General features: G+C 34.2%; 7 protein-coding genes and 1 tRNA gene. 5 read left to right on the forward strand and 3 right to left on the reverse strand.

Annotated elements, in window-relative coordinates:
• The first annotated feature begins 25 nt into the window (after positions 1–25).
• From Fokcrypt_RS01050 to Fokcrypt_RS01065, 4 genes are read left to right on the forward strand one after another with little or no spacing between them, the layout of a single operon-like run.
• Positions 26–316, forward strand: coding sequence for a VirB3 family type IV secretion system protein (locus tag Fokcrypt_RS01050; protein ID WP_323722355.1), 291 nt, complete (start codon positions 26–28; stop codon positions 314–316).
• Positions 317–325: 9 nt separating this feature from the next.
• Complete coding sequence (locus tag Fokcrypt_RS01055) at positions 326–2,722, forward strand: VirB4 family type IV secretion/conjugal transfer ATPase (protein WP_323722356.1); 2,397 nt, start codon at positions 326–328, stop codon at positions 2,720–2,722.
• A complete protein-coding gene (locus tag Fokcrypt_RS01060; protein ID WP_323722357.1) occupies positions 2,715–5,447 on the forward strand; it encodes a type IV secretion system protein in 2,733 nt (910 codons plus the stop codon). The genes Fokcrypt_RS01055 and Fokcrypt_RS01060 overlap by 8 nt, the downstream gene beginning before the upstream one ends.
• A 45-nt stretch (positions 5,448–5,492) precedes the next feature.
• Positions 5,493–9,674: a TrbL/VirB6 family protein gene (locus Fokcrypt_RS01065; RefSeq protein WP_323722358.1), complete on the forward strand. Its 4,182-nt coding sequence runs from the start codon at positions 5,493–5,495 to the stop codon at positions 9,672–9,674.
• Between the two features lie 36 nt (positions 9,675–9,710).
• Here the strand turns inward: Fokcrypt_RS01065 and Fokcrypt_RS01070 are convergent.
• The 3 genes from Fokcrypt_RS01070 to Fokcrypt_RS01080 form a co-directional block, all read right to left on the reverse strand.
• Positions 9,711–9,787: transfer RNA gene (locus Fokcrypt_RS01070), tRNA-Arg, on the reverse strand.
• 114 nt (positions 9,788–9,901) lie between these two features.
• Positions 9,902–10,753: a hypothetical protein gene (locus Fokcrypt_RS01075; protein ID WP_323722359.1), complete on the reverse strand. Its 852-nt coding sequence runs from the start codon at positions 10,751–10,753 to the stop codon at positions 9,902–9,904.
• A 73-nt stretch (positions 10,754–10,826) separates the two neighbouring features.
• A complete protein-coding gene (locus Fokcrypt_RS01080) occupies positions 10,827–11,420 on the reverse strand; it encodes an iron-sulfur cluster co-chaperone HscB C-terminal domain-containing protein (protein ID WP_323722360.1) in 594 nt (197 codons plus the stop codon).
• A gap of 14 nt (positions 11,421–11,434) precedes the next feature.
• Here Fokcrypt_RS01080 and Fokcrypt_RS01085 point away from each other — a divergent pair, with 14 nt between their 5' ends.
• The gene (locus Fokcrypt_RS01085) at positions 11,435–12,913 is read left to right on the forward strand and encodes a hypothetical protein (RefSeq protein WP_323722361.1); all 1,479 of its coding nucleotides are present in this window, start codon (positions 11,435–11,437) and stop codon (positions 12,911–12,913) included.
• The last annotated feature ends 4 nt before the right edge of the window (positions 12,914–12,917 follow it).

Genomic DNA, 12,917 nt, shown 5'->3' on the forward strand with positions numbered 1-12,917 from the left:
TAAAGATGGATAAAACTCCTTCAATATGAATGGCCAAATAAGAGCTGATTCACTTTTTCTAGGTTTAACGCGACCTACTTTATTATTCGGTGTGAGTTATGTATTTGCGATAGTAAACGTAATGCTATGTTTCTGCTTATTTGCTGCAACTCATGACTTTAAATTTATATTCGGAATTATTCCGATGCATGGTATAGGATATTATTTCTGCTCTAAAGAACCGTTATTCATTGAATTATTTCAAGTGAAAGTGAGTAAATGCATGAGAAGTAAAAATAGAATGTACCATGGCTGTAACTCATATGATCCTAATTAAATATCTTCTATGTTTAAATTTTTTCCCAAAAAAGCCCCAAATTGGATGATATTCAAGAATGAATATCAAGCAAGTGGATTTATAAAATATACTAATCATTTAGATCAAGAAGCTATTATTACAGATGATAACTCTCTCATAAAGGTTATAAGTTTATCGGGTTTTCCATTCGAAACAGCAGATGATGAGGCTTTGGATTCTAAAAAAGATATCAGAAATAGCTTATTCAAAGGAATGGCGAATGAGAACATTGTTCTTTATTTTTATGTGATTCGCAGTCTATCAAAAGGACTTGAAATGAGCTCCTATTCTAGTATGCCAGATGGTTTTGCTATGTTGTTAGAAAAAAAATGGCAGGAAAGATATAGGCATTACGATGCTTTTATGAATGACATGTATATAGCAGTAGTAGTATCTGTAAAGACTTCTAGTTCTGTCTTGGATAAAATTACTGGAAATGTAGAGGATAACTTTAAACTTAGGGTAGCAGAAGCTTATGAGCAACTTGATGATGCAACAAAACGTATAGTCAATACTTTAAAAGATTATAGTCCGAGAATATTAAGCATAAAGGAAAAAAATGGTGGATATTATTCTGAGCCTTTTTCATTTTTTTCCAGAGTGATAGATGGAGATCAGAAAACAGAAATTCTATATGTTTTGGATAATCTAGGGAAATATGTGGTAAATAAAAGACTGAGCTTTAAAAAAAGACATATAGAAATAAAACAAGACAATAATACAACTAAATATGCTGGAGTTGTAAGTTTAAAAGAATATTGTCCCAGAACTTGGGCTGGTATTATGGATCGTTATTTAAAGCTACCATTTGAATTTATAATTACACAATCCTTCCAGTTTACCAATAAACAAATGACGATTGGTAAGATGCAAATCCAGCAAAATAGAATGATTCAAGCAGGAGATAAAGGACTTTCTCAGATAGTTGAAATTACAGAAGCTCTAGATAAAGCTACTACTGGTGCTATAAGTTTTGGATTACACCATCTTACCATTACTTGCTTTGGTGAATCTTTAAAACAGTTAGATGATAACGTATCTATAGCTCTTGTAGAGCTTAGCAACATAGGAGCTATGGGTGTGAGAGAAGGTGTAAACATGGAACCTGCTTTTTGGGGGCAATTGCCTGGAAACATAGATTTTATAGTGCGTAAATCAATAGTTAGTACCTATAATATTGCGGGATTTTGTTCGATGCATAATTACCCTAGAGGGAAGCTCAGAAATAATCATTGGGGAGACGCTGTAACAGTACTAGATACAACATCGGGCACTCCTTATTATTTTAATTTTCACCTACGTGATGTTGGTCATACAATGATAATTGGTCCAACTGGAGCCGGAAAAACAGTAATGTTAAATTTCCTTGCTGCACAAGCTCAGAGATTTAAAACTCGTCTTTTTTTCTTTGATAAAGATAGAGGGGCTGAAATATTTCTGAGAGCTTTAAACGGTAAGTATACATTGATTGATCCTGGTAAATTTTGTGGCTTTAACCCTTTAAAATTACCATCTAATGGTGAAAATAGAGCATTTTTACTTGATTGGTTGCAGCAATTAGTTACATCTAACGGAGAAACAGTTACAGCTGAAGATATTTCCAAGTTACAAAGTGCTATCGAAGGTGCCTATAAATTAGCTCCGGAGGATAGAAAACTTTCTAATATAGCTCCATTTCTTGGTGTTAGTGGGCCTGGTACATTAGCAGGACGTCTTGAAATGTGGATAGGAGAAGGTGCTTTATCTAAGGTTTTTGATAACAATGAAGATGTTGTAGATTTTACAAGTGCAACTGTATTTGGATTTGAGATGGCGGAGGTATTAAAGCAGAAAAAAGCTCTTGGTCCTGTATTATTATATCTCTTTCATAGAATTAATATTTCTCTAGATGGTGCTCCAACTATGATTGTGTTAGATGAAGCATGGGCTTTGATAGATAACCCTGTATTTGCTCCTAAGATAAAGGATTGGTTGAAAGTTTTAAGAAAATTGAACGCTTTTATAGTATTTGCAACTCAAAGTGTGGAAGATGCTACTAAAAGTTCTATCAGTGATACATTAGTGCAGCAAACAGCAACGCAAATTTTTCTACCTAATTTAAAAGCCACTGACGTATATCGTACTGTATTTATGCTTACTGAACGAGAGTACAATCTTATTAAAGCGACAGATCCAGGAAGTAGATATTTTCTCATAAAACAAGGAAATGATGCGGTGGTAGCAAAAATAGATTTAAATGGAATGGATGATGTGGTTTCTGTGCTATCTGGTAGAGCTGAAACGGTATTAATACTAGACTCGATAATTGCTAAATACGGTGCAGATCCTGAAATTTGGCTTCCAAGATTTTATAAGCGATTAAAGGAAATGCAAGATAATGAATAGGTTGCTCTCATATTTGCAAAAGTTAATTTTAATATTTCTTTTAGCATCCTCATTTAGTGTAGTAGAAGTACCTAAAGCTGAAGCTACTATTAGATATAGTGGAGTGATTCAATTTATGAATCAGCCACTGATATCAGATAGTTCGTTCTATCATTTTATAATGTCTTTGATAGGTGTAATTCACAGTTGTTTATTAGAAAAACCTCTCTACTTAACAAAGCAAGAAGTATTAAAGAATACGTGTATACCATATGCAATAATGGAGAATCAAAATTATTGTCAAAATAGTAAGTCTTTATTGAGTGCAAAGTCGATGATGACCTCATCGCTACTCATACCTTTAATAATTGGAGCTCTTATGACAATAGCTATTCCGGGAATAGGTGAATTAGCTCTTCTTGGTGTTGGTGGATTGGTGCTAGAAATTTGTAATATATGTGCTAATTACTACGTTAATATTCCATCAGATCTTGCTAATTTTGCGGTGGGAGCAAAATGTAGACGAGACTCTAGTACAAAGAAATACAGCTTTTTTTCTACGTCAGGAGATGCACTTTTTTCTGCTTTTGATGTCCCATTCTTATATCAATGTAAATGTGGTTTACACTTGTTAAGTATGATACGAAGCAAAACACTTACTCAAAATGAAGCATCAACAATGTATGGGTGCATGGATGGTATGCCTCAATGTATGAATCCGGTATTACGTCGTCTTCCAGAAAAGATAACTGCGTTGTTGCAGCCTGTAATGCTTGTTTCTGGTGGAACAGCTAATTTTGCACTTCCTCAAATAATAGTTGTGAGAAACGTTAATATTCCGATATGGGATCTGAAGGCTCGTAAAAAGAGAAACACTAATATACCTTGTCCATCTCCTGAGCAAAGTCAGGAAGGAGATAAAACAATAATATTAACATATGATCAGATTAATAATGCATATAAAACACAGGACAAAGTAAGCGCTTATTTTAGTATGGCACATGGACGTGTTACTTTACGTGCAGTAAAGATGGCAGGATATGGATTACCACCAATAATCATAGGTGAGACTACAGTTTCTCCTCCGATAGAAGCACCAAACATCAGTGAGAGTCTTGAGACTTTTTTAAAGGATACTATATGTATGACATTTCTTACTGGTAGGTTAGATCTAAATTCTCTCGGGGTTGGAATGCAGGAAAGTGGAAACTCCACAAATAGTGCAAACTCAGTAGCAATGTTCTTATCATCAGATTTTCATATCTTGAGTACCGTAGTAGGATGCATACAAACAATTTTAGTGAAGATTTTTGTCAATCCTACTAATCCAAAAGAATCATTTCTTGCGATAGTACAGGAGCAATTCACGAATGCCTTTCTGGTAGTGATGGTGTTGTATATAATATTTGTAGGATTTAACTTGTTAGTGCATCCAGAACATCTCACAAAAGGACAAGCATTCGGATATTTAGCAAGATTAGTAGTAGCATGGTATTTTGGAGTAGGAAGTGTATGGTTTTATATGCCGTATAATAGCATTACTGATGCTGACGGAAGGCAGGGTGTAGGATTATATGAAGTTATACTGAATGTTATGAATGGTATAGCGAATATGTTCATGCAGTCGGTAGAGTTGACCGATCCAATGCAATGGTGTACCCGTACTCTTGATAACGGTAGGAATTTACTTGGACCTAATAGAATCGATATTAAATCTGATGTTACTGGAATTAATGGAGATACTATAGTTACACCATCTTCAGGACAAGTATTGTATCCTACTCCTGTGCCATATCCTGGAAATGGTCAATATGTGTATCTTAGTGTATGGGATTTTATAGATTGTTCCTTGGCAATATTAATGAGTTTTGGTAGTTGTCAGTACTCTTTGTTGCAGATGCTGGTCTTTATTTTTGTGAGTGCCGGACTACTTGCTGGGATTAATGGGTTTATACTAAGTATTGTCACTTTAATGTATCTAGTGTTCTTACTACAGGTGACGTTCAAATTTACTCATATGTTTATTCTATCAATGCTCACTATTACTATACTGATATTACTAATGCCGATCTGGTGTGCATTTTACCTATTTGAGCCTACTAGAGATATAGGGCAACATGCTACTAAGCTTATTATAGGATACACTTTATATCCTGGAGTATTATTTGCGCTGATAGCGTTATTTATGACGTGTATGAATTCAATTTTTTATGGTGTATCTCCATCACAGATTAAGGCTCAAATGCAAACTGCTACAACAGCAAATGGTTCAGAACTTTTACTTGATGTAGATAGTTTATGCACAGGAATTACTTCTGTTTTTTGTGCAATGCATAAGGTAAGTCAGAGTGATAATGCTCAAAATGCTGATTCGGTAGTTAAATCTGATTCAGGAGCTATAAACATTTTACAGAATTGTGCTACTCCTCCTTCTAGAGCTGTTGCGCCTTTTGTCACTACAGCTCAAATTTTTGTTTTCACTTTTACACTAATGAAGCGAGAAGCAGTGGGGCAGTTGTTAACGCCAATGTTTAATATGATGTTAATGGCTATGCTATTTTACTATTTTTCAGATTCTATGATTACTTTCGTAGAAGGGCTTACTGGAGTTGCATCATTACGTGATGTTGCAGTAGGTGATATAAAAGCACAACAAACGATCGGTGCTTTTAAATCTATGGGGAAACCTGTTGGTAATACTGAAAGTAAGGCGGCGAGTGCCTTTTTCAAAAGTCTCTTTAAATAATTTGAGTAAATTTGAGAGATGAGAGTACAAAGCCGTAATTATAATATGAATTCATTAGAGCAATTCACTGGTGTTATGATAGCTCTTCGGAGTGCTATGCTGTACCTTGCGGTATTTTCTTTATTTTGCATTAGCTTGTGTAATGCCTCTCCATCAAATTTTTATAAAAGTTGCACGTATAGTTATGACAACTCATTTTACAATCCAATGTGGAGTAATTTGATTAACGAATACGATATGACAGAGTTACATTATGTTGGTGCTGTAGGTTTTAAATGTTGGGCTAGATGTCAGAAAGAGTGTGCTGCATTATATGGTATTACGCTTCCAGAAAATTTAAAATCTACTATACAAGATGATACTCAAGATGGAATTACTATGGAGGATGTTGATGATTTTGATAAGGCAATACAAAAGAATGTAAACATTCAAAAGAATATAAATATTATAGAAGCTAATCAGGATACCATACAAGAATGCATTATAAGTTGCCAAAGTGGTGTCGTATACTATCTATCTGAAATAAGGGTATTAAATAATGATAGTAGTAATGCTAGTCCATATACGACTCAAAAATTAGTAGCTCCAAATAATGCAATTAAATCTACTTGCAGTACTTACAAGAAGAAATTTACTACCAATAATGATAATGAGAAGTATTTGATAGACGACTTAAATGCAGCGTATCCGTATAATACAGAGGTGATGGTACATGGAGGAGAGCAAGTTAAGTTAGAAATACATAACGATAGTACAGTAGGTTATCCTGTTGGTATTACAGAAGTAGGTATGGAAAGTAAGCCTGTGATGTGTGGATTTAAGACAAGTTACATTTCTCCTAATCCATATTCTATCTATTCACTTGGTGGATGGGATTTTAATGATTCTGCATATGCAGGGTGTAAGGGTCCTGGAGATTGTGCTACTAAACAATCAATTACTACTACTAATGATCCGTGTCAGAGTGCAAAGAATAAAAAAAAGTGTCAAAAACAACAAAAGAAATGCAAGAAAAAAAATAAAAAATCTTGTTCTTCTGTGAATGAAACAACCACAACGGAAATAATGCCTATCAACACTGATTACTACTTGGGACACGAAGTATGGAGTGCTAGAAATGCTAGTGCATATTTCACAGGGCAATTTGTGATGGATAATAGCTTTTTTAAAATAGAATACTACGGAAATTATTTATATGACTGTAATTATTTGCAGTTTCGATCCGAAAACGGTGCAGATACGAATAATCAATGGCATCCGTACTCATGTAAAAATCATGATAATCAGTACAGTTTATTTTTATACCTTACTAGCAATTACAATCAGAGTAGTTGGGATGAAGGGGAACTTACTGACAGTATTTTACTAGATTCTACTATGTTCGGTAGAAAAGAGTTACTTAATTTTCAGAGTACTCCCGTTACTAGCGTATCTACATCTTGTGATTTTCATGATGAATCCATTGTTTCTACTAGTGATGATATTACAGCTGTAAAAGGCTTGAATTCTTTAGAGATATACCATAATACTGCTCCTTCATCGCCTGTTTTTGGTTATCCTTTTATGCTTAGATATACACCTAGATATGCTGCTACAGCTAAGATAAACGGAAATACATACACTTTCGAACAATCTAGTAATGGCTATACTACTGATAATACTTTTTCAGCTACTGAAAATGGTACTACAAAAAATGCAAGTATTTGGGTGACAAAAGGATCAAACGATACTGCGTCATTTAATGGAAATTATGGAGATAACTCATATAGTGGTACTATCGGTACTCAAAATAGCAAGGTAAGTATAACGCTTGACGATGCTGATCACACAACATATGAGTTTGACAGTGAACAGTTTGAAAGTGAAGATAAAACACCAATTATTGCAGGGCTACAAGGATCTATTTACACGAAACAGTATCCTAACAGTATGCGAGTTGTGGCAGATATGGATGCCTATTTATATGATTATTTAGGCAAATGTCGCGAAGAGCCTATGATGCCATCCAGTCAAATATTGAGTTGTATTAGTCACGCTAAGCATTCTCAAAGATGTCAATTTGAAAACGAAGAGTCGTTGTATATTAGATATAATAGAAATGCAATTCCTGCTGTAAGTTTTAGTGGATATTTAGATTTGGGTTCCAAGTACTCAGAACAGGTTTTAGCAGTTGGTTTAAGACATTTTGAACCCTCTAATCAATCTTCTGAAGACATAAATCCTGTGTATTGGACAGATAATGTAGGAGGCTTTTATGTAGTAATTTCTAGCGGTAATTGTGTGTTATCAAACGGTACGGGATTAGAATATGCAATAATTCCCGTTGGACTAGTATCTCAAGATGATGAAAGTTATGCTATTTCAGTTGCTAACTGGAAGCCCGTACAGTGGCAATCTGGTACTAATGCTGAGGCTACCATCTCAATTCCTCCTGAAATAGAAAATGGTTATTTATTTCTTAGAATTCGGTATGGAGGCAATACGAACAGCGACCCATTAATTGCTCAACAAATTTCTAAAAACGCTTATGGAATAAACGTAAGTTCTATTTCTGATGGCTTTCGTTCATATCTTCAGACCGTAGAAAGCGCTCCTCCGAATGCATTAGCTGCAAACGGGTATGTTGTAGGAGTTACTGTAATACCATCTGATGATACAGATTCTAATAAAGATTTTAATTGGAAGAAATATGCCGGTCAGAGTTTTAGTTTTGGGCAAGATGTGGAATATAATGGTACTGATGATTCTGGAACTCTTTCTATAAAAGATGGTCACGTTTATGATACTATCACAGTAAAGGATGGCCCTCTCAATGGTCAGTATACAATACAAGGTACTCAGAGTGTTCGGAATATTAAAAATGGTCAAATTAATGAGGTTGCATCATCACAAGCTATAGTAGTGGGTTCTGGAGGTGGGGATGTTTTGCAAAATAGCACAAAAGTGCTTGATTCACAGTCGGGGTCTTTATCTCAACAACCGAGCTCTATTGCTGAATCTAAGTCATCAAAGAAGGGTGGGCCAATTTGTCGTTTTGTAACAGCATACGTTAAGACGCTATTTGGAGGAGCTGAGATATTGAAACGGAGTGGTAACTCTGTTGCTCCATCTGAAGCTGGAGCAGTCGGGATACTATTTGAAGGGATAGTGCAAAATCCTATGATGCTAGTGATAGTCAGATTTTCCATATTACTTAGTATTGTAATTCATGCTTTAAAGTTTTTTGTTGGCATGTCTGAAGTTACTACAAAAGAAGTAAGTTTAGATATAGCGAAATTTATTGCGATTGCGTGTTTATTTAGTGCAAGCAGTTGGAAGCTATTTTATGATTTCCTCTTAAAACCATTTCTTGGAGGCATGTTGAGTGTCACAAATATTACTTCCGGAGCGTCTTTATTAGAAAATCTTTTATTATGTGAATCATGTGTTAATTCTTGTGATACTGGAATATTTGTAATCAATAATCTGGATTACATTTTTCATTTTATATGGGGTTCGATGTTGAAATTATTATCCTTATTAAGAGGTTTTCTCACATTTTGTGCATGTATTCTCTTTATGATAGGGATATATATTTATATAGAGTCGATGTTGAAAGCTATAATGATGTATCTGTATGCAATAACAATTATGGCTATATTACTTATTTTCGCTCCAGTTGTTATATCTTGTATTTTATTTGATTTTTCCAATAAAATTTTCTGGAGTACAATAAAACACTTGTTTGGAGTAGCGTCTCAGATTGTATTAATTTTTAGTGCCCTATCTTTTCTGCAGGTAATAACATTTCTTCTAATAACAGTAATATTCAATTTTACTGTCTGTAAAATATGTATTTGGAGTGTTTGGGGTCTATGTATCCTCCATGGATATACCGCTCTTAGTGATGCTCATTATCCTGCTGAATCTCAAGTTGGATTATTTATTATGTTACAGATATTTTGTTTTCTTGCTGTTGCTACCCTCATGCGTAATGCTGTAACTTTCTTTTCTGCACTTGGAGCGAAAATTCCAGAGATTGCAAAGGGTGTATATGGGCATGGGGATGGTCAGATAGTGCATGAAGTAGAAGAAGTAGTAGGAAAAGAACTTTATGCACTTCCTTCAAAAATAGAAAATGCAGCAAAGAGTACTTTCAACGTAGCAAAGAGTGGTTTCAATATAACAAAGGATTTCTCCATCAAAGCATGGGATTACCTCAAGAAAAAAATGACACGGGACTCCTGAGGGGGTATGCTAATGATTACGCTAAAGTCATTTATATGGCGTGTCCTGAGAGAGTCGAACTCCCGACCTAGTGCTTAGAAGGCACTTGCTCTATCCAGCTGAGCTAAGGACACATACGTTGAGTGGCTTTGTGCGAAACTTTTAGCATATGCACCAAGTCACGAAAACTGTAGTATAAATCATGATATATCGCAATCGAAATTATATTTACATAAATCTTACAAATACTATTGGCGTGCTCTTCTGTTAACACAAGCATCATTAATAAGATAATTTGCTCTGTATGGATTGATTTCAATTCCTCCCCTTCTTGTATAATTTCCGTATACGAGGAGTGCACTTGTGTATTTTGTAGATATATCAACAAATATTTGCTCAATACAAGATTCATGAAAGTTTATTTGGTCTGCAAAGGAATTCAGGTATATTGCGAATGCTTCCTTATCTAGCTCTACTCCTGTGTAATGTACTGTCACAGTAGCGAGATCTGGTTGTTCAGTAATAGGGCACTTTGATTGAAAAGTATTAGTGTATAGAATTTCTTCTACATTTACGTTCGTATCACTACGCATGATATAATCACACCTTCTATAGAATATTTTCTCTGGAAGTTCGCTAAGAATATAATCTTTATTTTTTTTCTTTTTTTCATCTAGGCATATACCATGACATCGAGTTAATTGTGTACAGTTGTCAACTTCAAAGACCCTTATAGCAATTTCAGTTTTTAAAAGAGAGCCAATATCATAAGAAATTGTCTCAATTAGTTCCTGCTTGTCTTCAAAAGTTCTTCTACGTAGTGACGACAGATATATTTTTAAAGATTTAGACTCCAAAATAAATTCGCTTTGAGCATCGTACCTGAATTCTAATACACACGCTTCGGGAATGTGGTCCTTATCTACCCAGATTAATTCGTAGCAACGCCACAGATCGAAGCCATTCATTTCAAAAATGATTCTGGCTGCTTCAGAATTCTCTAAAAACGCTTTTCTAGAGGATGAGCGTGAAACTTTATGCAATACATGTGGTGAGTATTGTGCAGGAATCTTAGTGTCTCTTCCGAGAAGAGTATCCATTGCTTTTATAAAATTATATAACTAATCGCAAGAGAATACGTCTAGACAGCTCGCGTCAAGAACATATTGACTTTTATGTGCATTTTTTTTTCATTTTGATGAGATAACGCAACTCTATTAGGTATTTAGAAACATTATTGTACTGTAAGAGTGTTATTGTTTGTGTTATTGAATTCATTAACGAGATAATTTTACTTTCTATTTCTTTTGTTATTTCTGCTATTTCTTCGTTATTAGACTCCTCTAGTTTTGTATTCATTATGAAGAGATAATTTATAATACTATTATCAACTACTTCCTCTATCTTATGAATTTGTAGTATATATTCTACACGAGATACGAAATTGGAAAGTGTTATGAATGCTATGTTACATATAGATGCTCTATGTATAGCAGTTAATTTCTCATCTTGAGAAGCCAAAGTATGCTTATCAGGGTGAAATTTCTCTTGTTTTTGGTTGCATTTAAGTAGCAAAATTTCATTAGAGAAGGCTTCTAGTTCAGTGATATCTAGTATATTGAAGAATGTGATTTTGTTTTCAATATTTTCAAGAGAAGTATCCTTATATACCACCATTTTATCATCTATTTGTATTACCTTTTCGCATTTACTACAGATATCTATATCGTACGAAAATACCCCGCAGTTGCCACATTTAATATTCATTATCATTTCAAAAAGTGAAAAATCTCAACAAAATATTCTCCAGTATTCTGAGAGAGGATTTTTATTCATTTTTTTATAAAGCTTTTCGTACCTTGCATCCTACTAAAGAACTGTATCAGAATTGGCATATAAGATGCTTTATAGAAAATATAAAACTTATCGAGAAAGGAGATATAAATCGTTTGATAGTAAATATACCACCGAGAGCATTAAAATCTATTATATTCAGTGTAATATGGCCATCTTGGATATTAGGTCATGCACCACATTCGAAAATTATTACGGTAAGCTACAGTAAATCTCTTGCAATCAAACATAATGCAGATTGTAAAACAGTGATGCAATCAGATTGGTATTATGAATGTTTTCCATATGCAAAACAGTTCCGTTTCTCTAAGGATAAAATAAGTACCGAACAGTTAGGGTATAAATTTGCTACTTCTCCAAATGCAACTTTATTAGGTGAAGGTGCTGATATCATCATTATCGATGATCCGCAGATTCCACAAAATATAAATTCTTCCGAGTACAGAGAAAAAACTTATTATTGGTTTCAAAGCGTACTATTTTCTCGTCTTAATTCTCCTCAAGATGGTATTATATGTTTGATTATGCAAAGACTGCATGAGCAAGATTTAAGTGGTAAATTGCTACAGATTAACATCAAAAATTCCTGCAAATGGCATCATGTTGTTATAGAAGCACTATCTTCTTCCGATAGGGTATATAAATTTGGCGATTATGAAGTTAAAATACCTAAAAATCAGCCATTTGATACTTTTCGATATACAGAAGATTCATTGTCTTCTTTAAGAAATGCAGTAGGGGAAAGTGTATTTTTATCTCAGTATCAACAAGAACCGCTAAAATATAAAGAGTGCAGTATAGTAAGAGAAGATTGGATTCAGTGGTATGAAAGTGGTGCTGAAAAGAAGTTTGATATGATATATCAAAGCTGGGATTGTGCAAGTAAAAGTAAAGTGGAAAACGATTATTCAGCTATGACAGAGTGGGGAGTTAATGATAGTGGGGTATATTTGTTAAGAGCGAAGAGAATAAAAACAGAGTATTTAGAATTAAAAAACTTCATTATCAGAGAATGGCAAGAGAAATATAACGTATCTTCGAATAAGATATTTTGTGTCATTATTGAAGAAGCATCCTCAGGAATACAGCTTATTCAAGAATTACCCTATATTACGGATCATAAAATGAAAGTCATCTCGTATAAGCCAAAGTATAGTAAGAAAGCTAGATTATCGTTGATTTCATTTCTTTTTGAAGTTGGTAAAATATTTTTTCCTAGGAAATCCGTAATAGAGAGAGGTTCTCAAATCGAAGACGATTATGTTATCGCACTACGTAACGAAATAGTATCGTATCCGTATTGTAAAAATGATGATTTAATGGATTCTGCCGTTCAATTTTTACACTGGTATAGTGTTAATATATGCAATAATCCAAGAATGGTACCGAAGATTAGATTGCTCTAGTATA

The sequence above is a fragment of the Candidatus Fokinia cryptica genome (genome assembly GCF_034359305.1).
In the GTDB taxonomy this organism is placed as follows: domain Bacteria; phylum Pseudomonadota; class Alphaproteobacteria; order Rickettsiales; family Midichloriaceae; genus Fokinia; species Fokinia crypta.

Excerpts from the sequence above, each read along its gene's own strand:
- Fokcrypt_RS01050 (WP_323722355.1), top strand. The coding sequence starts at position 26 with ATGAATGGCCAAATAAGAGCTGATTCACTTTTTCTAGGTTTAACGCGA.
- Fokcrypt_RS01055 (WP_323722356.1), top strand. The coding sequence starts at position 326 with ATGTTTAAATTTTTTCCCAAAAAAGCCCCAAATTGGATGATATTCAAG.
- Fokcrypt_RS01060 (WP_323722357.1), top strand. The coding sequence starts at position 2,715 with ATGAATAGGTTGCTCTCATATTTGCAAAAGTTAATTTTAATATTTCTT.
- Fokcrypt_RS01065 (WP_323722358.1), top strand. The coding sequence starts at position 5,493 with ATGAATTCATTAGAGCAATTCACTGGTGTTATGATAGCTCTTCGGAGT.
- Fokcrypt_RS01075 (WP_323722359.1), bottom strand. The coding sequence starts at position 10,753 with ATGGATACTCTTCTCGGAAGAGACACTAAGATTCCTGCACAATACTCA.
- Fokcrypt_RS01080 (WP_323722360.1), bottom strand. The coding sequence starts at position 11,420 with ATGAATATTAAATGTGGCAACTGCGGGGTATTTTCGTACGATATAGAT.